Origin of the sequence: Streptomyces spinoverrucosus (assembly GCF_006539505.1) — a bacterium.
GTDB lineage: Bacteria > Actinomycetota > Actinomycetes > Streptomycetales > Streptomycetaceae > Streptomyces > Streptomyces spinoverrucosus.
In genome coordinates this window covers 1-25057 of sequence record NZ_BJND01000075.1, presented here as the reverse complement: position 1 = coordinate 25057, position 25057 = coordinate 1, and the positions used below count along the sequence as shown (strand labels likewise).

Below are 25057 nucleotides of genomic sequence, written 5' to 3'. Positions count from 1 at the left end.
CGCCTCGACCAGGCTCTGCGGCCGTGCCTGGGGGCGGGCGGCCGCCGGGCGCGGCACGGGCGCGGGGTGCGGCAGCGGCGAGGGGGCCTGCTCGGCGGGCTCGGGCCGGACCATGTGGGGGCTGGTGTGGGCGTCGGGCACGATGCGCGCCAGGCCCGCCACCCGGCCGCGCGGGCCCGCCGCGGCGGCGTCGGCGGGCGTGGCTGCCTGGGCGGGTGGGGCCAGGAGGGTCCGCTCGCCTGCCACGGCTGTCTGCCGCGCGCGCTGGGTGAGGGCGGGCGCGGCGGCGGTGGTGGGGTGCAGTGGCTCGGCCGTGGCCCAGACTCTGGGCCCTCGGTGCCGCGGGGCGACAGGGGCGGCCGCGGCGGCGGGGCGCAGGGCCGTCTTCCGTTTGCGGCCAAAGGGCCAGAACATGAGGGTGTCTCCGGGCGTTCGCGGATGTGGTGCAGGTCAGTGGCCGTCGAAGATCTGGCGGTGGATGTGGCCGATCTCGGCGATGATCCGCTGACGGGCGGGGTGTTCGAGGTCGAGGAGGGTGTCAAGGGGCCAGTGCAGGTAGTACGCCACGTAGGTGAGCTCCTCCCAGAGCCGGTCCGTGGCGTACGTCAGCGTTCCCCCGGGGCATCACCTGCCACGTCGACGGCGAAGTCGTGCCCGCAGGAGGGGCAGGCGACCTCGGCCTGGGTGTGCCCGTCCTGGTTGATGCGCCGGTAGAGGTCCTGGAGGAAGGCCAGGTCGGAGGCGAACAGGTTCTCGATCACATAGCCGCCGACCTCGGGCAGCGTGCCCAGGGAGGTGACGGTGCGCTCCAGCAGCATGACGGTCAGGTAGGCGGGATTGGCGCGGACCCGGGGGTCGGACTGGGGGGCGATCTCGTCGCGGGCGGTGGCCAGGCGCATGACGCCCTCGCGGTGGACGCGGCCCTCGCCGTCGACGTATCCGCGGGGCAGGGTGAAGGGATATTCGGTGCACAGGCCGGCCTGCGGCGCGGCGGGGGCGGTCGGCGGCGTCACGGCGACACCCGCTGGATGTGCTCGCAGGTGATGGTGACGGTCTCCATGAGGATTTCGCTGGAGCCCGCTTTCAGGGCGCCGATCTCCAGCTTGGACGGCCAGGCGTGGGACAGGTAGTAGCGGGCCACGGGCTTGCCGTCGAAGCTGTACATCACCAAAGAGCAGCTCTTGCGGGCGGCAGCGATTTGGCCGGCCAGCACGGTCTGGTGCCAGCCCCACAGCTCCATGCCGCCGGTCTTGCCCCGTTTGAGGACGACGGTGGGCGGCTTGGCCTTGCCGGGCAGCTTCTTGAAGATGACCTCCTTGTCGGAGGAGGAGAGGTAGTCGACCGGTTCGACCTCGGTGGTGATGCCGGACAGCTCGGAGAACGAGGCGATCTCGTAGCCGTCGATGGTGATGGAGAAGCGCGCCGCGGTCAGGGCGTCGTGCTGCTGGTTCGGTCCAAGACCTATGGACATGTGCGGTCCTCAAGCGGTGGTGGGAGGCGGGTGGGACGAGCCGGGGGCCGGCCGCTCGGCGGGCTATTCGTCCAGGGCGGCGCCGTCGGCGAACTGGGAGATGCGGAAGACGACGAACTCGGCCGGCTTGACGGCGGCGATGCCCACCTCGACGGTGAGGATGCCCTGGTCGCGGCTTTCCGCGGGATTGTTCTCCTCGTCGCACTTGACGTAGAACGCGTCGTCGGGGGTGCGCCCGTACAGGGCGCCGTCGCGCCAGACGCCGCGCAGGAACATGGTGATGGTGCGCTTGACCGAGTCCCACAGCTTGGGCTCGTTGGGTTCGAACACCACCCAGCTGGTGCCCGCGAGGATGGACTTCTCGACGTAGTTGAACAGGCGGCGGACGTTCAGGTAGCGCCACTCGGGGTCGCTGCTGAGGGTACGGGCTCCCCACACCCGGATGCCCTGGCCGGGGAAGGCGCGGATGCAGTTGATGCCGATCGGGTTGAGCTGGTCGTGCTCGCCGCGGGTGAGGGCCAGTTCCAGGGCGATCGCGCCGCGCACGGCCTCGTTGGCGGGAGCCTTGTGCACGCCGCGGCTGTCGTCGCTGCGGGCCCAGATGCCGGCGATGTGGCCGCTGGGGGGCAGCGGTTCGGGCTTTCCGGAGCGAGGGTCGAGGACCTTCAGCCACGGCCAGTACAAGGCGGCGTACTTGGAGTCGTAGCCGGTGAACTCTGTGCGCCAGGTCTTGACCTGCTGCGCGGTCAGATCGGGCAGGGTGTCGAGGATGGCGACCCGGTCCGCCATCAGTTCGCAGTGCGCGATCACGGCGAGCTGGACGGCCTTGACGCCGTCCTCGTCCAAAAGGCCCCTGCGGTAGGCGGCCATCAGGTCGGGCACGGCGAGCATGGTGACGTCGTCGACGGCCTCCAGTGAGGCAATGCCGGTGCGCTCGTCGGCGGAACCGATGAAGTCCGCCGGGTTGAGCGGGGTGGTGCGCACCTCGGGTCCGGCGCCGTCGGTGAGGCTGACCTCGACGTGCTTGGCGAGCTGGGCGCTGACGGACGGCGGCACCGCGTCAGCGGGCCGGTCCAGGGCGATGAGCTGGGAGCTGCGGCGGACCACGGACAGGGCATTGAGGGGGCCGCGGCGCAGGGTGAGGTTGTCGAAGCTCTCGACACTCTGACCGTCCCGCTTGACGACGAGCTTGAAGGAGTCGTCGGCGGCGTCGCCGGCCTGGGTCACTTCGACGCTGAGCCGGTTGCCGGCCTCGCCGGGCTGCAGGGCGGTGACCGTGAGCAACGGCGCGGCGTCGTCGCCGGCTGCCGGCAGCTGTGCCCGGGCCGCACGGGCGGGGACGTCGGTGACGTCCTCGGGCGCCTCGACGCGCACGATGTAGGCGCTGCCGCCGCCGTTGAGGAAGTAGCCGTAGACCGCGTGCGCCAGATACGAGCCCTCGATGAACTCGCCGAACCTCTGGGCGAACTGGGTCCAGTTGGTGACCAGGACCGGCTCGTTGACCGGGCCCTTCTCGGCGAACCCGACAAACGCGCCGACGGCGGTTCCGACCCCCTCGATGGGCTTCGAGCCCGATGAGACTTCCTCCACGTACACGCCGGGCGACAGATAGCTGGGCATGTGGCCTCCGGTCCACTGTGAACTGCTGATCGCCCCGAGCCTGGCAAAACGGACGGGCCGGTTTCACTCACGATCGGACGACCGGAAGGGCAGGTCATCACCAGCCGATCGGGCAGCCCGCCCGACCCCCTCGGACGTACGCACGGGCGCGATGGGGGCGGCGGGGGCGGGTGAGACTTCCTGGCATGCTTTTGGATGCCAATGCCTGCCTGCGCGCGTTGCTGGCCCCGGCGCTGCCCGCCGGGGCCGGGCTCCGGTTCGAGCCGCCGGGGCGCGACGGGCCCGGCGGCGAGGGGCTGGGCGCGTTCGTGTTCCACGTCGAGGAGGACCCGCGGGCCCGGTCGGTGGAGTGGACCGATCTGCGCGACGGCGACGGGCGCGTCGTGGCCCGCCGCGGACCTGTGACCCGCTACCGGCTGCACTACCTGCTGTGGGCACACGGCCCGGACAGCGAGCGGGAGCAGGCCCTGCTGGGCACGGCCATGGCGGTGCTGGCCGGCACACCGGCGCTGCCCCACCAGCTGCTGCCTGGCCCGCTCGCGCAGGACGGCGCAGGCCCGGTGCAGATCGCCCTGGCCCCGCCGGAGCTGTCCTGCTCCAGGCTGCTGGAGGTCTGGGGGGCACTGCAGGTGCCGGCCGCCCCGTGCCTGGGACTGGTCCTGACCGCCGGACTGGTGCCACCCGCCGACACGGCCGTCCCGGCCCCGGCCCGCCGGATCGATGTGGACATGCGGCCACGGCCGGCGCCGGGCCGTACCCCGACGGCCAGGAAACGGCCCGCCGTGCCCAAGCAGCGCGACCGGCGCCATGAGCCCTGATCGTGCCCCCGCGAAGTGGCGTAGCCGTGCGGAGCGTACGGCGCCGCTCAGCTCTCCGACACGGACGCCGGTCAGACCAGTACGCAGCTGCCCGCGCCACTCGTGGCTGCTGGCACCGCGATCTGACGCGGCATCGGACGCAGCGCGGCCTTGACCTGCGAATCCATGGCCTCTCGGCACTGCACCGCCCTGCGGGACGCGACCCGAGCCCTGACAGCGAGGATTGGCCATGGCATCGCCCGGAGGTCTGACTCGAGCCCTGACTGACGCTCAGGTTGTCCTCTGCTGAAATTGTCGGCCTGCCGGGCGACGCCACTTGGCACGTGGCCGGCCGGGTGACTGTGACCTAATAGCGCCTCTGTGTGTCAAGCGGCCTGAGCGAGGTGGTTCCGTTGGTCTCGTTTCATGATCCAGTAGACCACGTTGGACAGGCGGCGTTTGAGGGCCCTGCGAGCCTCCGCTGGGGTCTTTCCTTCCGCGATCTTGCGCAGGTAATAGCCCTGTCCTCGGCCGCCGTCGCGGATCTGGCAGACGGCGATGACGTGCAGCACGGAGTTCAGGGCGCGGTTGCCGCCGGTGTTGAGCCGATGACGGACGTTGTTGCCGCTGGAGGCGTCCAGGGGTGCGCTGCCGGTGTAGCTGGCGAAGTGGTGCTCGGTGGGGAAGCGAGTGATGTCGCCGACGTGGCCGATGACTTGGCGGCCAGCACGGTGCCAGGCCCGGCAGGGTCGTCAGCGTGATGTGGGCCGCGGCGAGGGCGTCAAGCATCTCGGCCTCGTTGTCCTTGACCTGCCGGTCGAGGCGGCGCAGGTCACCGAGCAGGTCGCGGGCGATGTCCCGGCGGCAGGCGTCGGTGGCGGTCGCGGGCCGGATGCACTTCATCGCGGCGGCCGCCTTGTCGGCGGACAGACCGGTGGGAACACCGCCCGGCAGTAGGTCGCGCAACACGGCGTGCAGCCGGTTCAGGACACGGGTGCGTTCGTGGACCAGGTCGTCGTGCCGCTCGGTCAGCAGCCGAAGGATCGTGCACTGGTCCTCGGGCACGACGGTCCGCAAATCGTCCCGGAACAGGGCGACTTGAGCCACGTGGAGGGCGTCGGCGGCGTCGGTCTTGCGGTCGCCGCCGGTGGCCAGCAGCCGGGCCCGGGCCGACAGCGTGGAGGGCACGTCCACCACGTCCTCGCCCGCGGCAGCCAGCTGCTGGGCGAGGGTGCGGCCCAGACCGCGGGCGCCTTCAATCGCGAAGCGGCGTTCGGGCCACTGCTCGCACCAGCGCAGCAGCTGGCGGAAGGTGCCGGCGTTGACGACGAAGCGGCGCTGGGCCACCTCGTGGCCCGCGGGATCGACGGCGACGGCGGTGTGGGAGGACTTGTGGGGATCGATACCGATGAGGATCACAGGGCAGCCGACCTTGCACTCGATGCGACAGGGAAGGGAGCGCGGTGGGCACCCTGACTTGAAGCCCAGTCACGTCCATGCCTCTGTCAAGCCACACCGCGCGGGTGCCGGTCGACGGCGGCACGCTATCAACGAGCCAGCCCCGAGGGCGGCATGGAGCACTGCGGGCCCGTGCCGACCGGCACCCTGGACGCTACGGCCGCGGACCGTGCGTCTGGGCTCGATTGAACAAGTCAGGAGCCTGGCCAGAGGTCCCATCACTGTCTTGTCCGTCTGCCCGACCGGCGCGTGCCCTCCTACACGCGAGAGTCGGAAGGGCAGCACACAACAGCATGGCAGCAGACGAGAGATGCGTCATCGGCGGGATCGACACCCACACCACCAGGCCGCGGTCATCGACGGCGTCGGCCGTCACTTGGCCACCGAGCAATTCGAGATCACCCCCGAGGGCTACCAGCGGCTGCTGGACTGGCTCCGGTCCCACGGAGAAGTCTTCGCCGTCGGGGTCGAGGGGACCGGCGCCTACGGTGCGAACTTGCGCGCTTCCTCACCCTGAACGAGGTAACGGTCATCGAGGTCGACCGTCCAGACCGCAAGGCCAGGCGGGACAACGGCAAGTCCGACCCCGTCGACGCCTACGGCACCGCGACCGCCGTGCTGTCCGGCCCGGGCTGGCGGCACGCACAAGTCCCGCAACGGGATCGTGGAGGCGATCCGGGCCCTACGGGTGGTCCGCAAGAGCGCGGTCAAGGCCCGTACCCAGACGATCAATCAGATCCCTACCCTCATCGTCACCGCGCCGTCCATAGTGCGGGACAAGCTGCGCGGGCTGCCCTCGCGGGAGCTGGTCGACACGCTGGCCCGCTCCCGCCCCGGCGGTGACCTCAACGATCCGGCCTGCGCAGTCCGTATCGCGCTGCGGCGCCTCGCCCGCCGCTACCAGGCACTCGATGAGGAGATCAAGGACGCGAACAAGGAGATCGGGCCACTGGTCACCCAGGCCGCCCCAAGACTGATCGCCCTGCCTGGCGTCGGCCCTGAGACCGGCGGGCAGCTGCTGACGAGCGCGGGCGACAACCCCGAACGACTCCGCTCGGAAGCGGCGTTCGCCCATCTGTGCGGCGCTGTCCCGGTCCCGGCCTCCTCCGGCCGCACCCACCGCCACCGCCTCAACCGTGGCGGCGATCGTCAGGCCAACAACGCGCTCCACACCATCGTGCTGGTCCGCATGAAGTACGACCAGCGCACCCAGGAGTACGTCGCCCGACGCACCGCCCAAGGCATGTCCAAGAAGGACATCGTCCGGTGCCTGAAGCGGTTCGTCGCACGCGAGATCTACCGGCACCTACCCCATGTAACCCATCCCACCAATCCGCTCCCACAGGCCGCTTGACGATCTGTAGGAGCTTGCAGCAGCGGGCCGCGTCCGCTCGGGCGCGGGCACCGGCGTGCACGATAGGGACGGGCATAACGTCCATTTAGTGTCCTATTAGGCAAGCTCCGCGCAGGATGGACTGGCCGCGACCGAAGCGGCGGGCACTGCGGACAGCCCGCGGGCCAGGCGTTGTTGAGGAGCCAGATGTCGAACAGGACCTGTGTGTACGTGCGGGCGTCGGACCCCATCTCCGAGGCCGGGCTGAAGGCCGCGATGCGCGATCGGGCCGAGCTGGAGGTGGTCGGCCGTGACGACCTGAGCGGGCTGGATGACACCGCGGTGGGGGTCGTGGCCTCCGAATCCCTCGATGACGAGGCGCTCAAGCTGGCCCGTTCGGTGCGCGGAGCCGGCGCCCAGCACATCGTCCTGGTGGCCTCGTCGCTGGACGAGAACGGGGTGGTCGCGGCAGCCGAGGAGGGCGTGTCGGGCCTGGTGCGCCGGTGCGAGGCGACACCGGACCGGCTGGTCCAGGTGATCACGTCGGTGCGGCGGGGCGCCGGGGTGGTCCCGCCGGATCTGCTGGGCCGTCTCATCAAGCAGGTCTCCACCATCCGCCAGCACGCGCTCGCGCCGCGGGGCATCGCCTCCACGGGTCTGACCGAACGCGAGGCCGCGGTGCTGCGGCTGGTCGCCAAGGGTCTCGACACCCGGGAGATCGCCCAGCAGCTGCTGTACTCGGAGCGCACCGTCAAAAACGCCCTGCATGATGTGACCAGCCGGTTCCATCTGCGCAACCGGTCGCACGCCGTGGCCTACGCGATCCGCGAGGGCATGATCTGAAACGGGTCCTCTCACCCCGGGCACGTCGTGGGTCACCCCGGCGCATAGTGGGGTGAGATGCCGTAGACGCGGGCCCGGATGGTGGAGTGCCCGCGCAGGGAGACGGTGTAGTAGCACGAGCTCACCGGCCGGGTGCAGGCCTCGTCGTGCCAGCCGAACCCCCGGAACGTCACCCAGGCGTACTCGCCCTGGCCATCCCTGATCTCCAGCTGTCGGGAGCCGTCCAGCAGCGGATCCCCCATGCTGGCGCGCATCAGGTGGCCGAGCAGTTCCTCGCGGGTCGCCTCCGCGGCGCCCCCGCCGTCGCCCAGCAAGGCGTGGAGGGTGACGGTGCAGGTGAGGGGGCCGGTGCCGGCGCGCGGCTGGAAGCACACGGCGAGCTGGTCGTGGGGGAAGCCGACCGGGCCCCGGAATTCCTCCCGGTCGGTGATGTCGAACTCGAAGAACTCGTCGCTGGTGAGGCCGGAGGGCGGCTCGGGGAGGGATTCCATGCCCTGATCCTGGCTCGCGCGACGATCGGGCCGGCAGAGGCGCCCGGCTGTCCTTTGGGGCCGCACCGATGTCCCGGCCGAACTCCCGCACAGTCCTGGAGCAGCCCTGCGGCTGCCCAGCCGCATGCCCCACCGCCCTTGAGCACCCCATGGTCCACCCATCACAGTTCGCTGGCAGGACACCCTTGATGAACCGCCGCCCCCGGCGGGGTGAGTCGCGGGCCACTGCCCTGCCCCCAAGGAGGTTTTCGTTGAGCGGCATACCCGTCCGCCCCCTGCGTGCCCGGCTCGTCGCCCTGGCAGCACTGCCCGTCCTGGTCACGGCCTGTTCGCCCGGCACGGCCACCGGCACCCCGACGCGGGCCGACGCCAGGGCCGGGGAGGCGAGCCATGCGCCCGTGACCGTCTCCGTCACCCCGAACGGCGAGCACGCCGCAGCAGGTGTGCCGGTCCAGGTCACCGCGTCGGGCGGCAGCCTCACCTCGGTCACCGTCACCGACGCCGCCGGCCGCCCGCTCACCGGCCGGATCTCGGCCGGCGGCACACTGTGGACCTCGGACCGCAAGGCGGTGCCCGGCACCACGTACACGGTCACGGCGGCCACCCGTGCCAAGGGCGGCACGGCCGGCACGGCCGAGGCATCCTTCACCACCGCCGAGGCCGGCAAGGTCAACAAGGTGGACTGGCGGCCGGGCAACGGCACCACCGTCGGCATCGCCCAGCCGATCTCGTTCGTCTTCGACCATCCGGTCAAGAACAAGGCAGAGGTGGAGAAACAGCTCAAGGTCACCACGTCGGACAACACCGAGGGCTCGTGGGGCTGGCTGACGGACTGGTCCGGCCGGGACCGGGTGGACTGGCGGCCGACGGACTACTGGAAGCCTGGCACGAAGGTCACGGTGCATGCCGAGCTGAACGGCACCGACTCGGGCCCGGACGGCGGCTGGTTCGTCCGCGACTACACGACCGCCTTCACCATCGGCACCGGGCAGATCGTCAAGGTCGACCTCGACCGCCACCACCTCACGCTGGAGCGCGACGGCAGGACCGTACGGGACATCCCGGTCTCCGGCGGCACACCCGGCGGCGACAAGCGCTCCTGGCGGGGCACGGCGGTGCTGATGGCGAAGGAGGGCACTCCCTCCTGCCCGGCCTCCAGCAGATCGCCGGATCAACATGAATTCCGAGACGGTCGGCCTCGGCGACGCCTACGACAAGATGGTCGACTACTCGATGCGGCTGACCTGGTCGGGGATGTACGCGCACGCGGCGCCGTGGAACGCCGCGTACTTCGGCAGGGCCAACCACAGCTCGGGCTGCATCGGCATGAGCGACGCCGACGCGGCCTGGCTCTACGGGCAGCTGCAGGCGGGCGATCCGTTCGAGATCAGCGGCGCGGACACGAAGGGGACGGTGGCGCCGGGCAACGGCTTCGGCGCGTGGAACGTGCCGTGGCAGCAGTGGCGGGCGATGAGCGCCCTGCACTGACGCATCCCAAGGGGTGCGTTCCCGGTCAGCGCGTGAGGCGGCGGCGGGCGGCGCAGATCAGTGCCTCAAGTTCGGTGAGCCGCAACGGGCGGGCGAGCAGGGCGAAGGTGAGCGCGACGGCGAGCGCCCCGGCCGCCGTCGCCGCCGCGGCCCCCAGCGGGTCGGCGCCGCGATGCGCGATATGGCCGAACAGTCCGGCCGGGACCGCGGCGAGCAGCAGCCGGGCGTGCGTGCCGGCGGCGGCCGAGCGCCACAGCCGCGGCGCAGGCCGGTCCGCGCCGCCAGGACCCGTCAGCCGGCGGCGCAGCACGTACGCCGTCACCAGCCAGCCCGACGCCAGCGCCAGCGAGTACCCGCCGGCCATGCCCGTCACCGTCCAGCGCGCCGGGAGCAGCAGGTACGCGACGGTGGACAGGCCCGCGTGGAGGCCGGCGATCACCAGGTTGAGCAGGAAGGGGGTGCGGGTGTCGCAGAGGGCGTAGAAGGTGCGGGAGAGGACGTACTGGCCGGACAGCGAGATCAGGCCGGGCGCGAAGGCCATGAGGGTGGCCGCCATCGCGGCACTGTCGCCGGCGTCGGTCCTGCCGTGGCCGAAGACGAGGGCCATCACCGGCTGGGCGAGGGCGAGCAGCGCACACGCGGCGGGCACGACGGCGGCCGCGCTGGTGCGCAGGGCGTACGACACGTCACGCCGCAGGCCCGCCCAGTCGCCGTCGGCCGCGGCGCCGCTCATCCGCGGCATCAGCGCGGTGACCAGCGAAACGGTGACGATGCCGTGCGGTACGGCCCAGAGCGCATAGGCGTTGTTGTAGGCGCTGAAGCCGACGCCGCCGTCGGTGCCCTGGGCCTCGGCCGCCGCACCCGCGGCCGTCGCGAGCCGGGTGGTCACCCAGTACGCGGCCTGGTTGGTGAGCACCAGGAGCACGAGCCATCCCGCCGAGCGCAGCGGCCGGGTCAGTGCGCTGCCGCGCCAGTCGAAGCGGGGCCGCCAGCGGAGGCCGGCGGCGCGCACAGCGGGGACGAGCGCCAGCGCCTGGACGGCGATGCCCGCGGTGGTGCCCCAGCCGAGCAACGCGGTCTCGCCCGGGGTGAGCCCGCCTCCGTACCCCGTGGCCAGGTACAGCCCGAACACGGCGATGACGACGAGGTTGTTGAGGGCCGGAGTCCACGTCATCGCCCCGAACCGGCCGCGTGCGGTCAGCACCTGCCCGAGGAGCGTGAAGAGTCCGAGGAAGAAGATCTGCGGCAGGCAGGAGCGGGCGAAGGCGATCGTCATGGCTGCCTGTTCGCCCGTGTAGCCGGTGTACGCGGCGACGAGCGCGGGCGCCGCCAGGACCGCGGCCGCGGTGAGCGCGAGCAGGGCGGCGGCGCAGACGGTGAGCAGCCGGTCGGTGTAGGCGGCGCCGCCGTCGTCGTGCTCCTTGGCGGCCCTGACCAGTTCGGGCACAAAGACGGCGTTGAGCGCCCCGCCGATGAGGAGCATGTAGACGACTGTGGGGACGGTGTTGCCGACCGCGTACCCGTCGGCAGTCAGCCCGACGCCGAGGGCGGCGGCGACGACCGCGGACCGTACGAACCCGGTGGCGCGCGAGACGACCGACCCGGCGGCCATGACGGCGCTGCCGCGCAGCGCGGACGGCTGCCGGCCGGTGTCCTGCCGGGCCGCGGCGGGGGCGGCGGCGCCGTGGCCCGCCGGGGGGCGCGTGGCCGCTGCCGGGGGTGGCTGTCCCGTACCGGGGTGAGCGCTTGCGGCTTCGTCCACGAGGCGGTGGGGCGGGGCTCCCTCAGGTTCAGCGTCGGACGTCGTGCTCACCTGCGGGCCAGGTACGCCTTGAAGGCGCGGTACAGCGTGTGGTTAGCGGTGCCGCCCAGCGGTGTCTCCCATTCCCCCAGCGTCTCGACGACCCGCCCGCGCGTGCCGAGCTTCCAGCGCAGCAGCCCGTACGCGCGTACGTTCGGGTCGAGTGTGGAGGGTACCCCGCGCATGTCGTACACGTCGGCGCCGAGCGCGTGGGCGTCGAGCAGCATCCGCCACTGCAGGGCGTTGGAGGGGCGGACCTCGCGGCGGTGGTTGGCGGAGGCGCCGGTCTGGTACCAGACCCGGCGGCCCACCGTGATCATGGTGTGGGCGGCGAGGATGTCGCCCTGGTGGCGGGCGAGGTAGAGCTTCATCCTGCCGGGCTCCTCGGCGTTGAGGGCTTCGTACTGGCGCTGGTAGTACGCGAGCGAGCGGCCGAGCCGGAAGCCGTCGCGCTCCTCGGTGATCCGCAGCAGCCGGTAGAACTCGGGGAGTTCGGCGGCGCTGCCGACGACAATCTCCACGCCCGACTTCTGGGCCCGGCGGACGTTGCGGCGCCATTCCTGGTTGAGCCCGGCCCACAGGTCGTCGGGGGTGCGTCCGGCGAGCGGCACCTGGAAGACGTGGCGCGGCTGTGCGTCCCCGTCGCCGCTGCCGCCGTCGTCGCCGCAGCGGCGCCAGCCGCGGGCGCGCAGCCGCTCGGCGACGGCCGTGCCGAGCGGGTCGACCTCGCAGGCGAGGACGTCGGCGAGGCGCCGGCCGGGGCCGGTGAGCGACGTGAGCCGAGCGGCGTTCCAGCGGCGGTAGGCGGGTGAGGGGCCGATGCGCACGGCGAACGCGCCCGCGGCGCGCAGGTGGTGCAGCAGCGGGGTGAGCCAGTCGTCGATGCCGGGGGCCGCCCAGTCGGCGACGGGCCCCTCGGGGAGGTAGGCGAAGTACTTGCGGGTGCCGGGGAACCGGCGCAGCAGGACGAGGGCCACCCCGGACAGCCGGCCGGTCTGCGGGGCGGGGCCCCAGCCGAGCAGCTGGGCCTGCCAGCCCTCCTTGACCCGGGCCCAGGAGGGGCACTGAAGGTATCCGGCGCCGAGGGCCGCGCCGGTGGGGGAGGCGAGGAAGGCGCGGTAGGTGTCGGCAGTGATGGCTCCCAGCCGGGTGGTTTCCTGGACCTGGCCGGCCGTCACGAGGAGTGCTGACACAAGGTGGGCCTCTCTGTGGGGTGTCCAACGCTCACGTGCGCCTTTCTCGGGCGTGGCGCCGGACTCGAAGGACTCGTCGCTTCTGGGAGCAGGGGGATGTGGTGTGCCCTGATCCTGGTCCGCTCGCCGCGTGGGCGGACAGGGGCGTCCGGTTGTCCTTCGGGGCAGCGCCCATGCCCTCACCGGCCGGGCAGGAGCGGGGAGTCGGGAGCGGCCGGGCGGCTTCCCGGACGGCTGCCCGGGGAGCCCTTAACGCGCCGCTGGCCGTCCCGTCACGGTGGGGGCATGGGAGTCATCGCATCACTCGAAGAGAAGGTCGTCGACGTCACCCCGGGCGAGGTGGCGACCTGTCAGCTGAAGTTGCACAACACCGGGGGCGTGGTCGACCAGTTCACCCTGGACGTGCTCGGCGACGCCAAGGAGTGGGTGACCGTCTCACCGCAGACCGTGTCGGTCTTCCCCGGCGACGACGCCACGGTGGAGGTGTCCTTCGCGCCGCCGAGGTCGGCGAAGACCGTGCGGGGCGAAACGTCGTTCGCCGTGCGGGTGATGTCCCGGGAGGACACCGACGGCTCGGCGGTCGAGGAAGGCACGGTACGGGTCGGCGGCTTTTGTGAGGTCGTGGCTGAGCTGGTGCCTCGCACCGCGCGCGGCAGCCGCCGCGGCCGCACCAAACTGGCCGTCGACAACCTCGGCAACACTCCGGTCACCGTGCAGTTCTCCGGTGTGGACGAGGAAGGGGAGCTGAAGTTCGGCTTCGGCACGCGGGTGCTGACAGTGGAGGGCGGCACCACCCGGTTCGTCCCGCTGAAGCTGCGGCCGCGCCGCCGGTTCCTGCGCGGGCCGGTCAGGACGCACGCCTACCGGGTCACCGCGCAGACCGCGGACGGCACGAAGACCACCGTGGACGGCTCCCTGGTGCAGCCGCCGATACTGCCGGCCGGGGCACCGAAACTGATGCTGCTGGCGGGTGCGGCGCTGGCGGTGGCCGCCATCATGGGGCCGTCGTTCCTCGACCCCAAGGCGGTCTCCCATGCCGAGACGGTCGCCGACGCCGAGGACAGCGACAGCAGCGACAGCGGCGGAAGCAGCGAGGACGGCACGCCGAGTGGGGGCACGAAGCCGGACGGCACGGCGAGCGGGGACGGCGGCTCCCCGACGGGCGGGGGCTCGAGCAGCGAGCAGGCCGGGGCGGGCGCCTCGTCCAAGAGCCCGGCGGGCACGGGCGGCAGCTCCGACAGCGGCGGCGGGCAGGACGTCTCGGCGCAGAACGATGACGCGCCGCCGTCGGTGGAGGTCCAGTCCACCGAGTTCCGCATGGAGACCCATGGCGCCCCGGGCGTGGAGGGCAAGTTCACCACCGACAGCTACGCGGTCGACAAGGGGCAGACCCTGCGGATCAGCGACATTCACCTGGAGAATCCCCACAAGGACAAGGGCGTGGTCGAAGTGCGCCGGGGCAAGAAGGTCCTGCTGCGGTTCGCACTCGAGGACATCACCTCAAAGCAGCTGCTGTTCATGGAACCGCTGCAGTTCAGCGAAGGACAGAAGGTCGTCTACGCGTTGAACTGCACCAACAGCGACGAAGAGGAGTGCACCTCCTCCGCGTACTTCGCCGGCCGCACCATCAAGGAGGCCTCATGACCCGCTGCAATCGCCGGCCGTCCGGCCACAGCGCGTAAAGGGGCGCGGACATGAGCCTTCCCGCCGCCAAGCAGGGTGACCGGGTCGTCGGCGTGGACCAGCACATCGTGCTGGTTCCCACGCCAGTGGGCACCACGGTCCCCACCGTCATGCCGATGCCGTTCTCCGGCACCCTCACCGCCGGGTGCTGCGCGAACGTACTGATCTCGGGCCGGCCGGCCGCCGTGGTCGGCAGCCGGGCCGTCAACTCTCCCCCGCACCTGCCGCCGCCCACCCCACCGGGCGCGGTCTTCTCCCGCCCGCCGGACAACTCCGGCACAGTGTCCGCAGGCAGCGCGACCGTACTGATCGGCGGCAAACCCGCCGCCCGTCACGGCGACACGGTCATGACCTGCAACGACCCGGTGCCCGCCCCCAAAGGAAAGATCATCGCGACGGGCAATGTGGTGATCGGGTAGCAGGCGCCTCAGGCTGCTCGAGGCCAAGGACAACGGCGCTCAGCTGCTCCAGACCATCTCCGGGGATGGGAGTGCTTGTTTTTAGACAGTCCCCGCCTTGAGGACTACAAGATCCTGCGGCAACGCCGCAAGCGCGGCGAGACGATCAACGACACCGCCCGCGCCGCCGCCGTGCTCCCCAACCTCAAGATCGACTACGCGTAGTTACGGAAGATCTCTCAGCGCATGAGGGAGGCATAGAGCGCGGGGCGCCGGTCGGCGAGGTAGGGGGTCGCGGTGCGCGAGGCCTCGACGGCCGCGGGGTCGACGTCGGTGACGATGAGGTCCTGTCCCGTCCCGGCGCGGGCACGGGTGGTCCCGTCCGGGGCAGCGAGGCAGCTGAGCCAGGCGAAGTGGTAGACGCCCTCGGGGCCGCATCGATTGGCGTAGGCGATGTACAGCTGGCTCTCCCAGGCGCGGATCGCAACGAGCTGCTGCGGGATGATCTCCATGGGGCGCATCAGGGCGGTGGAAACCAGCAGCAGGTCGGTGCCGGCCAGGGCGTGGGCCCGGACGTTCTCCGGGAACTCCACGTCCTAGCAGATCAGCAGGCCGATCCGGACGCCGTCGTAGGCGGCCTGGACGACGTGGGTGTCGCCGGGCGTGAACACGGCACCTTCGTAGCCGCCGAAGAGGTGGGTCTTGCGGTAGTTGGCCAGCGGCGTGCCGTCGGGGCCGATGAGCTGAACGGAGTTGTACAGGGCGCTCCCGTCGCGCTCGGGATAGCCGTAGGCGATGGCCAGGTGGTGCTCGGCCGCGATCCGGGCGACATGGTGGGCCGCTGGCGGTCTCGGCCCGTGTGGCGAGCGTTCCCGCGCCGGCCCCCTAGCCGGACGTGTACAGCTCGCACGTGAGCAGCAGCCGGGCCCCGGCTGCGGCGACCCGGCGGGCTGCGTCGTCGAGCGCGGCGAGGCTGTCCTCGGTGGTGGGCAGGCCGGCGAGGCCTTGGAGCAGTGCAATGCGCATCGGGTCCTTCCTCACGTCGGGGCTGGCTGTGCATCACGGCGAGCCGCACGTCAAGACGATGCGACGACGCTACGGTCCGCGGCGGGGTGAGAGCCTTCCCCCATCGGGGATGGACCGGTTGGTCTGTGCTCATGCCGGCCGCGGGGCCGTCCGGACGGTCGACGCGCCCGCGCGGCGTGCCTGCTGGACGGCCGCCGGTCCGTGGCGCCGCTGCGCCCCGGCACTGCGAGGCGTCTCACCGGGCGGCGGCACGCGGCGGCACAGTGTGGGCGACGGGGGGCGGGCCGCCGAGGGTCACCGTGACCGAGCCTCCGCCGCCCGGACCGGCACCGATGACCATCCCGCCGCCGGTGGAGCAGGCCAGGCGGCGCACGATGTCCAGGCCGAGGCCGCTGGAGCCGCTGGTGCTGCGTCCGCGTTCGATCGCCCGGGGGGAGGCGAAGCCGGGCCCGTCGTCGCGGACCACCAGCGTCGCGGCACCGTAGCGGTGCCCGGTGACCTCCACCGCCATCGCGGTGCCCTCGGGGGTGTGGGTGAAGACGTTGCCCAGCAGCGCGTCGATGGCGGCCGCGACGTCCTCTTGCGCGGCGTAGACCCGGTGGCCCCGGCCGGTCACGGTCAGGGTGCACGCCCTGCCCTGGTCCTCGGCCAGCGGAAGCCAGAAGGCCACGCGTTCGCGGGTCACGGCCGCCAGGTCGGCGACGACCTGGCGCTCACAGGCGCCCTGGCGGGCGCGCTCGATGATGTGGCTCACCTCGCGCTGCAGGCGCTCGGTGCTGGCCAGCAGCCGACGGGACTCCTCCGGGTGGCGCAGCGCCTCGGCCTGCAGCATCAGCGCGGTGACCGGGGTGCGCAGCCGGTGCGAGAGGTCGGCGGCGGCCTCCCGTTCCGTCTCCACCCGGGCCTCGATCCGGCCCGCCAGAGCGTTGAGGGCCACGCCGAGGCGGCGCAGCTCGGGCGGTCCAGCCGGGTCGATGCGGGCGCTCAGGTCTCCTTTGGCCATGCGGGAGGCGGCGCGCAGCAGCCGGTCGACCGCCGTGACCTGGCGCCGGCCGAGCCGGTCGGCGAGCAGCCCGGCGCAGGCCGGAAGGATCATCACGGCGGCTCCGATCGCCGCCCAGGTCCGGCGCATCTGCTCTTCCTGCCGGTGGGTGTCGACGGTCACCGCCACCGCGGCACGCACCCGGTGGGCGGTGACCGCCGGGAAGTAGTACGTGTCACCGGTGTGCGGCGGGGCGGCGGTCGCCTTGGGATGCGCGTCGAGGATGTCCTCCACGGCGCGGGAGCGCGGCAGGGGGGCGCCGACGCGCTCGCCGGTGGCGAAGAAGACCGCGGCGCTGGCGCCCTGGGCGTTCTCCTGCTTCAGGTACTGCAGCAGATCGGCGTCCTCGGAGGATGAGGAGCCGGCGACCAGGGAGGCCAGCACGTGGGCGCGGATGGCGGCCAGCCGGTCGTCCTGCTGCTGGTAGGCCTGGCGTGCGTAGGCCGCCAGCGGGAGCGCGAACAGCAGCGTGCTGACCAGGCAGCAGATGACGGCCAGCAGCGCGAGCCGGAGCCTCACTGGCCGGGATCTACGAGTTTGACGCCCACTCCGCGCACGCTGTGCAGGTAGCGGGGGCTGGCCGCGGTCTCCCCCAGGCGGCGGCGCAGCCAGGACAGATGGACGTCCATGGTTTTGTCGGTGATGCCGAAGACGCTGTCCCAGACCGTCTGGCGCAACTCGTCCTTGCCCACGACTCTTCCCGCGTGGCCGGCCAGATAGGCCAACAGCCGGAACTCCTTGGGCCGCAGCTCCAGCGGCCGGCCCTCAAGGGTGGCGGTGTGCGCCTGCAGATCGATGCGCAGGTCGCCGACGGCCAGCGTCGGCTCGGGCGCGGCGGGCGTGGCGCGGCGCAGTACCGCGGCAAGGCGGGCGTTGAGGTGCTCGACGGAAAACGGTTTGATGACGTAGTCGTCGGCGCCGAGGTCCAGGGCGCGCACGGTGTGGCGCTCGTCGTCGCGGGCGGTGGCGATGACGACCGGGACCGGGGTGCCGGCGCGCAACATCTTCAGCGCCTGCAGGCCGTCCATGTCGGGCAGGCCGAGGTCGAGGACGACGATGTCGGGGCTGGTGCTCACCGCCCGGGACAGGCCTTCGACTGCGGTGGCCACCGCGTCGACGCGGTGGCCGAGATCGTGCAGGGAGCCGGCCAGGGCCGTGCGGATGTGGTCGTCGTCCTCGACGAGCAGTACGTGGGGCATGAGGTCTTCCGGGAGAGGTCGGGCGTAGGGGGTGCCGGGGGACGCGGCGTTGCGGAGGGCCAGCCAGCCGGGGTGCGCGGGCGGCAGGACGCAGGGGTTCAGCTAGGAGGGCGGCTTTGGTTTGAGGGCCTGCCACAGGCGTCTGGCGGTGCCGGTGAAACCCTGTGCGACGCTGGACAGAGCACTGGGCCGGAGCCCTTCGGTGACCACCGCATTGACATCCCTGATGGCCCGCTCCAGATACTCGTTGTCGCCCAGGGCGGGCGTCTCCACCGTCATACCCTTGGGAACGGGGACGTTCTCCGTGGCCAGCGCACGGGCCCCCTCGTAAACGGCCCTGGCGTCCTGCATCAGGCGCGTATGCGACTCGGCAAGCTCCTTCACCTGTTTCTCGAAGGCTTCCCTTTTCTGCCTGTCCGGAGAGGAGCCAGTGAATGTGCGTATACCATCGGCGAGTGACTTGTCGAGCCCGATCGCCGCAGGGAGAATATTGTCGACAGCCACGGCAAAAGCAGCAAGACTTTCCCGCAGAGCGGAGAGGGCGCGGCAGCCACGCTCTAGAGAGCGCTGTTCGCTCTTCGCCCAGCCGGCCAGTTTCCCCTTTGCAACCCCCACTCTCCTACGTGATGCATCAATAGCCTCGAATCCATTCCGCAGCCGCGCCTTATCAAAGCAGGACGAAAAAGCGTCGTTCTTGATCAAATTCAGCAGGCCATCGAGCCCTTTTCTCAGGTTGCCGTACGGCACGTTGTGATCGATGCGCTTGACCAACTCGCGTGCATAGATCGTCAAAGCGGTGGTGTCGGCTTGCCGGCTGTTGTCGGCGCGGACGGCAGGCCCGGACGCGGCGGGCCTGGCCTCGCCTGCGATCGGGTCCAGCGGCTGTCCGGCAGCGCCGGTGCCGGCCGATGCGCTCACCCCGGTCGCCTTGACCGGCGCGACGGCGGCCGGGGCTGCCGACGGCCCCGGGCCGGCCGCACCGCGGGACGACTGCCGCGCCCCGGTCGGGGTGACGGCAGCGCCGGCCTGGCGGCGACGCTCACTGAGTCCCTTGGCGCAGTCGCTGATCGCATCTGCGGCGGCCTGGTATATCTCGCCACCTTGGTAGGGCGTCAGCTCACTCCCCAAACGCTCCAGGGAAGCCAAGAAACCGGAGACAGATTGATGGAAAGCACCTCCGGAACCGTCCTGCGGTATCAGCGGAAGGGCTTCCTGAAGTTTGTCCTGCGTCGCGAACAGGCCCTTCCTCACCGCTTCCCGAAACGCATTCCAGTGCAATTCGAGAACCTGAAAGAAATGGTGGTACACAGCCTGAAGCTCCGCCATGGCGGCGGCTACATCATTCCATAGTTCATTCCATTCCTTCTGATTTTTAGCCAATTTCTCAGATTCGCCCCATATCTTATCGTAGGCCTCAGTAAGAATCTGCCCCATGGCCAGCGCCGCCGGGATCCTCGAGCCGAGGATTTCACAGAACTCGACGAGACCGAATGTGACGAGTTCGATCAGCGTTTCCGCGTGACGGAGAAATACTTGATCTTCCAGGTCCTCATACCCACTCAAGATGGTGGTCTCATACCAGAAATGGCGCAGCGACTCGCAGCATTCCTCCAGTGCTGCCAGTTCGGGGTCGACTTGCCGGAATGCGTTCACATCTTTGGAGATGTATGCCTGGTATTCGGTGCGGATCGTATCCTTCAGCCAGGTGACCTGATCGCCTTCTCTGCCGAGATCCTTTTTGAGTATGTCCAGTGTCTCGACGATGGAGCCGGACAGCTGCGTGAAGGCATCCGCGACGATCGCGGCGGCGGGAGCGGTGGACGGTTTGGTCACAGGTGTCTCCGGCTCTCGGGGGGCGGCGGTATCCGCGCGTGGCGGCGTACCGCCGGCTGGTGTCGGCAGGTTCAGGCCGTGCCGCGTGCGGCGCGGCGGACGTCGATGGTGTGCACGTCGCCGTGGGCGGTGGTGTAGTGGGCGCGCAGCACGCCGGCGTCGGCGAGGGTGTGCATGCAGCGCTCGCACGGGCGGGCCAGGGCGGGGCGGCCTGCGGCGTCGAGGCGGGCGACGTAGATGTCGGTGCCCCCGGCGGCGGTGACCCTGCGCAGCACGGCCTCCTCGGCGTGGAAGGTGCTGTGGCGGAAGTCGATGCGTCCGGGGTTGCGGTACTTGTTGGGCTGGGCGGCCAGCACCCGGTTTCCCGCCGCGAGTGCGGCCCCCACCCTGAACCGGCAGGCGGAGCGGCCTGCCTGACGCAGCGCCAGGTGGATGAACTTCATTGGCGTGGACGGGAGCTTCTGGCCCGTACTCCTCTCTTCGGGGCGGGGCCGCAGTGCGGGTGCACAGCGGCCCTGCCGGGCAGTCAACCAGGGCGTCGGTAAGCACAGGGCTAACGGACGGCTGCGTCGTGGCTGGTCAGAAGCGTTTTCTGCCGGTTGGGAGGGCGATCGGTGGAGGGCCGGTCCCCCGGCTGCCTGATCGGGCATTCCTCCGCGCAGACCGTGCACCAGGGGGCGGCGGGGCGGGGGGTGCCGGGTGAGGCTTGCATCACATCGCGCCGCGGCCCGTCCGGGGCCGCGGCGTGGGCCACCCGGCCCCGCCTGTTTTTCGTGACACACCTGGATTGCTCATGATCAACCATCAGTCTCACGGCGTCTGTTCCTCCTCCCGTCCCGCTGGCGGCACTGCCCTGGCAGCCGGAGCACAGGCCGATGCCTGGCGTGTCAGTGACGGCCCGCAGGGGCTGTCGCAGCTGCGGCACTCGCTCGAGGACATTCTGCGCACCGCGGGTGCGGCCGTCGGGGCCATCGACGCCGCGCTGCTGGTCACTTCTGAGCTCGCCGGTAACGCGCTGGAGCACGGCACCGGCCCGTGCCAGGTGCAGGTGCTGTGCGACACGGATCAGTCCGAACTCCTGGTGGAGGTCGCCGACGCCAGTACGCAGCGGCCCGTCATCGGCGACACCGCCCCGCGCGGCGACGATGTCCCGCTCGCCGAGCGCGGCCGCGGTCTGCTCCTGGTCGATCATCTCGCCCGGGACTGGGGGGTGCACTGCACCGACGCCGGCAAGACGGTGTGGGCGCGGCTGCCGCTGCCCTCAGCCGGCCAGGCTCTGTGAGGCGGTCACGCCCTGCAGGCCGTCGGCCGCCCCGAGGGCGCGCCGTCGAGGGTACGGTGGCGTGCCTTGCCTCCCAACCTCTGTGCGCGCTGCGTGCGTTGCCATCGTGTGGCCGCGAACGCCGTCTTCGCCACTGCCCAGGCGATGCCAGCGTTCCGTTAGCACTGCGTGTGTTTACCTCAATCCTGTGCCCCACCGCCCGTCGGCATCCAGCCTGAGCCCTGTGGTGCTCTGGCCGTCCGACGCCCGGTGCGGCTTCCCCTCGGCCCGGGGCCGGCGCCCCGCCCAGTGACTTCGCGGAGTTGATCGTGCCTTCCCTTCCCCGTGCCCAGGCCCGCCTTGCGTCGATGAAGCGGCGCTCCGCCGGCGGCGGCGAACCCCCGCACCCCAGCGGTGAGGCATCCTCGCGCCGGCCCCGGACGGGCCGGGGCGGTATGCGGGTCCGTACCCGGCTGGCCGCGGCCCTGGCGATCCCGGTCGTGGCCGCGAGCACGCTGGCCGGGCTGCGCGTCAACGACGCCGTGAACCGGGCCGATGCCTACGGCGACTTCCATGCGGTGGCCCAGCTGAGCCGCTCGGCCACCGTGCTCATCCAGGACCTGCAGCAAGAGCGCGACCTGGCCGTCAACCCGCTCGCCCAGGCCGGCGCGGAAGGCGATGCGCTGGCCCTGCAGGAGCAGCAGACCCAGCGGGCCATCACGGCCTTCCGCGCCCAGGCCAAGCGGACCCCGCGCTCCGAGCGGCTCCAGCGGCACTTCACCGCCATCGACCAGGCGCTGGCGACCCTGCCCACGGTGCGCGAGGCGGCCAGGGACCACGCACGCCTGGTCCAGGTTGTCTCCGGTTACACCGATATCGTCATGCCGCTGCTGGGCGTGGACAACGAACTGGGCGGTGAGCTGAACCAGTCGCACTCCCAGGGCTGGGCGCTGTACACCCTGTCGCTGTCCACCGCGATGGTCTCCAGCCAGCGGGCGCTGATCGCCAACGCCGCCAACGACCAGGTGCTCGCCGGCGACGTGCGGGCCTCGCTGCTGGCCTCGATGCGCATCCGGGATGTCACGGCGCAGGAGTTCCGCCTCGCCATGGACTCCACCGAACTTGCCCGCTACGACGCGCTGATGGCCCAGCCGCAGGTGCGGCAGGCCGATGAGGCGCTGGGCCTGCTGGTGGCTGCCCCCGGTCCGGAGGTGCTGCCGGCCTCCTGGTACCAGGACTTGACCGCCAAGCTGGACGGGCTCACCCAGCTGGAGACCACGGTCAGCAACCGGCTGGTCGAGGAGAGCGCGGCCAGGCAGCACGAGGCCCGCGACGAGGCGGCCGCCGACGCGGCCGTGGCCGCCGGACTGCTGGGCGGCTCCGCGCTGATCGGTTTCGGTGTCTCGCGCTCCCTGATGGGCCGGCTGCGCCGGCTACGCGGCGCCGCCGTGGACGTGGCCGAGCAGCGGCTGCCCGAACTGCGGACCGCCCTGGATGCCGGCACGCTCAAGGCGCCCTGCCTCGATGACCGCAGCCTGCTCATCCCCGGACGCGACGAGATCGCCGAGGTGAGCCAGGCGTTCGACCAGGTGTACCGCGAAGCGGTGCACCTGGCCGCCGGACAGGCCCAGTTGAGGGAGAATGTGAGCGCGGTCTTCCGTAACCTCTCCCACCGCAACCAGAGCCTCGTCCAGCGCCAGCTGGTCCTGATCAGCGCGCTCGAGCAGGACGAACCCGACGCCCAGCAGCTCACCCGGCTGTTCCAGCTCGACCACCTGGCCACCCGGATGCGCCGCAACAGCGAGAACCTGCTCGTCCTGGCCGGCGGCGAACTGGGGGCCCCGGCCACCGGGCCGGTGCCGCTGCTGGATGTGGTGCGCACGGCGATGTCGGAGGTCGATCAGTACGAGCGGATCGTGCCGCACACCCTGCCCGCCCTGGACATCGCCAGCGGCGCGGTCAACGACGTCGTCCACCTCCTGGCCGAACTGCTGGAGAACGCCGTGGCGTTCTCCAGCCCCCAGACCGAGGTGACCGTCAGCGGCCAGCACCTGCCCGACGAACGGGTCCTGGTCGAGATCCGCGACCTGGGCATCGGCATGACCCCCGAGCAGCTGACGGCCGCGAACGCCGGCCTGGAGGCCGGGCCCGCGCCCGATGCGGACCTGTCCGAGCCGATGGGCCTGTATGTGGTCGGCACGCTCGCACACCGCCACGGCATCCAGGTCACCCTCAGCCAGGGCGTACCGGGCGGGGTGTGCGCACAGGTCGTGCTGCCGCCGGCACTGGCCGGCACGCCCGACGAGCCGGCAGCGGGCCGCCAGTGCGCCCCGGCACGCCGCCCGGTGCCCGCGGGCCGGCACAGGGTCGAGGCAGCCGCCGCCCTGGTGGCCGGCTCCGCTGGTACGGCCCGAGGGCAGAGCGCAGCCGTGGAGGCGGCCGCGCCGCTGCCCCAGCGCATCCCCGACACCAGTCTCGCCCCCGCCCTGGCCGGCCAGTCGCCTACGCCCGAGGCAGGCGGACGGCCGCAGATCGCTCGGCGCGGGGCTGAGGAGGTTCGGGCCCGGCTCAGCGGCTTCCAGCAGGGCGCGCGCCGCGCAGCGCAGGACGACCGGCTCGAGAGCGAGGGAGTCTGACATGCGCCGTCACGCGGCCACCCCGGCCCAGCACGGCGCGGCAGGTGAACTCGACTGGCTCATCACGTCGTTCGTCACCGAGACCGCGCACGTGAGCGAAGCCGCCGTGGTCTCCTGCGACGGGCTGCTGCTCGCCCACCACAGCCCCGGCCCGGCCACCCGGCACGACCAGCTGGCCGCCCTCACGTGCGGTATCGCCGCTCTGGCCGCGGGCGGCGCCGAACTGCTGCGCCGCGGCCGGGTGCGGCAGAGCCTGGTGGAGATGCGCGGTGGCAGCCTCCTGGTCGCCAGCCTGCCGCCCAACGCCCTGCTCGCCGTCCTGGCCGGCCACGACTGCGACATGAGCCTGCTCGGCTACCAGACCCGCCGCCTGATACGCCGGGCCGGCGCCGTCCTGTCACCGTCCGCCCGTACCGGCTGGGCCTGCTCCCCCTCCCCTGGCTCCGGCCCGCGCCAGATCCAGGGCACCGCCGCCCGCCCCAGGCGCAAGGACTCCCCATGACCGCCGCCTCCCCCACCACCACGTTCGCCGAGGGGTGGCAGGACGACGTCGTCCCGCTCGGCCCCCGCCCCTACGCCCTCACCCGGGGCCGCACCCGTGCTTCGCTGGACCTGGCCGTCGAGGCCCTCGTGCGCGCCGCGCCCGGCCCGCACCACGCCCAGGGGCCGGCCCTGCTTCCCGAGCACCGGCGCATCCGTGATCTGTGCACGCAGCCGCGGTCCGTCGCCGAGATCTCCGCACTGGCTCCCCTGCCCCTCGGCGTCGCGCGCGTCCTGGTCGCCGATCTGGCCCAGTCCGGCCTGGTGACCGTCCACCAGGCCGGCGCCGCCGGACCATCTGATGCCCACCTCCTGGAAAGAGTCCTCCGTGGCCTCCGTGATCTCTGACCGCTCCCTGGCATCCTCGAAGATCCTGATCGCGGGCGGATTCGGCGTCGGCAAGACCACGCTGATCGGCGCCGTGTCCGAAATCGAACCGCTCCGCACCGAGGCCGTGGTGACCTCCGCCTCCGCCCACGTGGACGACCTGTCCCGCACCGCCGGCAAGTCGCACACCACGGTCGCCATGGACTTCGGCCGCATCACGCTCGCCGAGGACCTCGTCCTCTACCTGTTCGGCACTCCTGGACAGGAACGGTTCTGGTTCATGTGGGACGACCTGGCCCGTGGCGCGATCGGCGCCGTCGTCCTGGTCGACAGCCGCCGTCTGGTGGACTGCTTCGCCGCCATCGACTACTTCGAACAACGCCGCCTGCCCTTCGTCATCGCGCTGAACCCCTTCGACGGGCAGCTGCCCCACAGCCCCGAGGAGGTCCGCGCTGCGCTGCGCATCGGCCCGGACGTTCCCGTCGTCGTCGCCGACGCCCGGCACCGCGACGACTGCGTCCTGGCCCTCATCAGCACCGTGGAGCGCGCCTTCCACCTGCACTGCCGCACCGGCCAACCGGCCGCCTGAAGCGCGCGGGGCCCCGCCTGTGGCGGGG

22 protein-coding genes and 5 pseudogenes are annotated in these 25057 nt (G+C 71.6%); 12 read left to right on the top strand and 15 right to left on the bottom strand.

Annotated elements, in window-relative coordinates:
• Positions 1 to 450: 450 nt before the first annotated feature.
• The 4 genes from SSP24_RS45160 to SSP24_RS36075 form a co-directional block, all read right to left on the bottom strand.
• Positions 451 to 609: a DUF6760 family protein gene (locus tag SSP24_RS45160; RefSeq protein WP_308439659.1), complete on the bottom strand. Its 159-nt coding sequence runs from the start codon at positions 607 to 609 to the stop codon at positions 451 to 453.
• Positions 606 to 1013, bottom strand: coding sequence for a phage tail assembly protein (locus tag SSP24_RS36085; RefSeq protein ID WP_141314388.1), 408 nt, complete (start codon positions 1011 to 1013; stop codon positions 606 to 608). Before SSP24_RS36085 ends, SSP24_RS45160 begins: the two co-directional genes overlap by 4 nt.
• Entirely contained in the window at positions 1010 to 1471 is a 462-nt protein-coding gene (locus SSP24_RS36080) for a phage tail protein (protein ID WP_141314386.1), read from the bottom strand. The genes SSP24_RS36085 and SSP24_RS36080 overlap by 4 nt, the downstream gene beginning before the upstream one ends.
• A 63-nt stretch (positions 1472 to 1534) precedes the next feature.
• Positions 1535 to 3091, bottom strand: coding sequence for a phage tail sheath subtilisin-like domain-containing protein (locus tag SSP24_RS36075; protein ID WP_141314384.1), 1557 nt, complete (start codon positions 3089 to 3091; stop codon positions 1535 to 1537).
• A gap of 185 nt (positions 3092 to 3276) precedes the next feature.
• On the opposite strand from SSP24_RS36075, the gene SSP24_RS36070 reads away from it, so the two are divergent.
• On the top strand, positions 3277 to 3909 hold the full coding sequence (locus SSP24_RS36070) for a Pvc16 family protein (protein WP_141314382.1): 633 nt from the start codon (positions 3277 to 3279) through the stop codon (positions 3907 to 3909).
• Between the two features lie 365 nt (positions 3910 to 4274).
• On the opposite strand, the gene SSP24_RS44515 is transcribed toward SSP24_RS36070, so the two are convergent.
• The 3 genes and pseudogenes from SSP24_RS44515 to SSP24_RS45375 all read right to left on the bottom strand — a co-directional run.
• Complete coding sequence (locus SSP24_RS44515) at positions 4275 to 4460, bottom strand: hypothetical protein (protein WP_229866320.1); 186 nt, start codon at positions 4458 to 4460, stop codon at positions 4275 to 4277.
• Positions 4461 to 4583 (bottom strand): annotated as a pseudogene (locus tag SSP24_RS45380) (transposase); the annotation flags it as partial.
• Between the two features lie 313 nt (positions 4584 to 4896).
• Positions 4897 to 5307: pseudogene (locus SSP24_RS45375) on the bottom strand (IS110 family transposase); the annotation flags it as partial.
• Positions 5308 to 5639: 332 nt separating this feature from the next.
• Between SSP24_RS45375 and SSP24_RS36060 the strand changes: the two are divergent.
• Positions 5640 to 6700 (top strand): annotated as a pseudogene (locus SSP24_RS36060) (IS110 family RNA-guided transposase).
• 186 nt (positions 6701 to 6886) lie between these two features.
• Entirely contained in the window at positions 6887 to 7522 is a 636-nt protein-coding gene (locus tag SSP24_RS36055; RefSeq protein WP_141314379.1) for a helix-turn-helix transcriptional regulator, read from the top strand.
• 32 nt (positions 7523 to 7554) lie between these two features.
• Here the strand turns inward: SSP24_RS36055 and SSP24_RS36050 are convergent, their stop codons facing one another.
• The gene (locus SSP24_RS36050) at positions 7555 to 8013 is read right to left on the bottom strand and encodes a hypothetical protein (RefSeq protein ID WP_141314377.1); all 459 of its coding nucleotides are present in this window, start codon (positions 8011 to 8013) and stop codon (positions 7555 to 7557) included.
• A gap of 185 nt (positions 8014 to 8198) precedes the next feature.
• Here SSP24_RS36050 and SSP24_RS36045 point away from each other — a divergent pair.
• Positions 8199 to 9501 (top strand): annotated as a pseudogene (locus SSP24_RS36045) (L,D-transpeptidase).
• Between the two features lie 25 nt (positions 9502 to 9526).
• Here SSP24_RS36045 and murJ read toward each other — a convergent pair.
• Together murJ and SSP24_RS36035 are read right to left on the bottom strand one after the other, a co-directional pair.
• Positions 9527 to 11263, bottom strand: coding sequence for a murein biosynthesis integral membrane protein MurJ (gene murJ, locus SSP24_RS36040; protein ID WP_141314375.1), 1737 nt, complete (start codon positions 11261 to 11263; stop codon positions 9527 to 9529).
• Between the two features lie 47 nt (positions 11264 to 11310).
• Positions 11311 to 12495 carry a lipid II:glycine glycyltransferase FemX gene (locus tag SSP24_RS36035; RefSeq protein WP_141314373.1) on the bottom strand — a complete coding sequence of 395 codons (1185 nt, stop codon included), beginning with the start codon at positions 12493 to 12495 and terminating at the stop codon, positions 11311 to 11313.
• Positions 12496 to 12780: 285 nt separating this feature from the next.
• Here SSP24_RS36035 and SSP24_RS36030 point away from each other — a divergent pair, with 285 nt between their 5' ends.
• The 3 genes from SSP24_RS36030 to SSP24_RS45005 all read left to right on the top strand — a co-directional run bounded on the left by SSP24_RS36030 (position 12781) and on the right by SSP24_RS45005 (position 14801).
• Positions 12781 to 14139 carry a COG1470 family protein gene (locus SSP24_RS36030; RefSeq protein ID WP_141314372.1) on the top strand — a complete coding sequence of 453 codons (1359 nt, stop codon included), beginning with the start codon at positions 12781 to 12783 and terminating at the stop codon, positions 14137 to 14139.
• Positions 14140 to 14189: 50 nt separating this feature from the next.
• Positions 14190 to 14597, top strand: a complete 408-nt coding sequence (locus SSP24_RS36025; RefSeq protein WP_141314370.1) for a PAAR domain-containing protein — start codon at positions 14190 to 14192, stop codon at positions 14595 to 14597.
• Positions 14598 to 14672: 75 nt separating this feature from the next.
• Positions 14673 to 14801 (top strand): hypothetical protein, encoded by a 129-nt coding sequence (locus SSP24_RS45005; protein WP_268255113.1) that lies wholly within the window; start codon positions 14673 to 14675, stop codon positions 14799 to 14801.
• Between the two features lie 14 nt (positions 14802 to 14815).
• Here SSP24_RS45005 and SSP24_RS36020 read toward each other — a convergent pair.
• The 5 genes and pseudogenes from SSP24_RS36020 to SSP24_RS43195 form a co-directional block, all read right to left on the bottom strand.
• Positions 14816 to 15602: pseudogene (locus tag SSP24_RS36020) on the bottom strand (carbon-nitrogen hydrolase family protein).
• A gap of 235 nt (positions 15603 to 15837) precedes the next feature.
• Positions 15838 to 17163: a sensor histidine kinase gene (locus SSP24_RS36015; RefSeq protein WP_141314368.1), complete on the bottom strand. Its 1326-nt coding sequence runs from the start codon at positions 17161 to 17163 to the stop codon at positions 15838 to 15840.
• Positions 17160 to 17843 (bottom strand): response regulator transcription factor, encoded by a 684-nt coding sequence (locus tag SSP24_RS36010; protein WP_141314366.1) that lies wholly within the window; start codon positions 17841 to 17843, stop codon positions 17160 to 17162. The genes SSP24_RS36015 and SSP24_RS36010 overlap by 4 nt, the downstream gene beginning before the upstream one ends.
• 102 nt (positions 17844 to 17945) lie before the next feature.
• Positions 17946 to 19676 (bottom strand): hypothetical protein, encoded by a 1731-nt coding sequence (locus tag SSP24_RS36005; RefSeq protein WP_141314364.1) that lies wholly within the window; start codon positions 19674 to 19676, stop codon positions 17946 to 17948.
• A 71-nt stretch (positions 19677 to 19747) separates the two neighbouring features.
• A complete protein-coding gene (locus SSP24_RS43195; protein WP_167529801.1) occupies positions 19748 to 20119 on the bottom strand; it encodes a hypothetical protein in 372 nt (123 codons plus the stop codon).
• 350 nt (positions 20120 to 20469) lie between these two features.
• On the opposite strand from SSP24_RS43195, the gene SSP24_RS35995 reads away from it, so the two are divergent.
• The 5 genes from SSP24_RS35995 (at position 20470) to SSP24_RS35975 (ending at position 25029) form a co-directional block, all read left to right on the top strand.
• Positions 20470 to 20958: an ATP-binding protein gene (locus tag SSP24_RS35995; RefSeq protein WP_141314359.1), complete on the top strand. Its 489-nt coding sequence runs from the start codon at positions 20470 to 20472 to the stop codon at positions 20956 to 20958.
• A 308-nt stretch (positions 20959 to 21266) separates the two neighbouring features.
• On the top strand, positions 21267 to 23573 hold the full coding sequence (locus SSP24_RS35990) for a sensor histidine kinase (RefSeq protein ID WP_141314357.1): 2307 nt from the start codon (positions 21267 to 21269) through the stop codon (positions 23571 to 23573).
• A gap of 1 nt (position 23574) precedes the next feature.
• Positions 23575 to 24075: a roadblock/LC7 domain-containing protein gene (locus SSP24_RS35985; RefSeq protein ID WP_141314355.1), complete on the top strand. Its 501-nt coding sequence runs from the start codon at positions 23575 to 23577 to the stop codon at positions 24073 to 24075.
• Positions 24072 to 24461 (top strand): DUF742 domain-containing protein, encoded by a 390-nt coding sequence (locus SSP24_RS35980; RefSeq protein ID WP_141314353.1) that lies wholly within the window; start codon positions 24072 to 24074, stop codon positions 24459 to 24461. Before SSP24_RS35985 ends, SSP24_RS35980 begins: the two co-directional genes overlap by 4 nt.
• Positions 24415 to 25029: a GTP-binding protein gene (locus tag SSP24_RS35975; RefSeq protein ID WP_141314351.1), complete on the top strand. Its 615-nt coding sequence runs from the start codon at positions 24415 to 24417 to the stop codon at positions 25027 to 25029. Before SSP24_RS35980 ends, SSP24_RS35975 begins: the two co-directional genes overlap by 47 nt.
• Positions 25030 to 25057 lie beyond the last annotated feature (28 nt).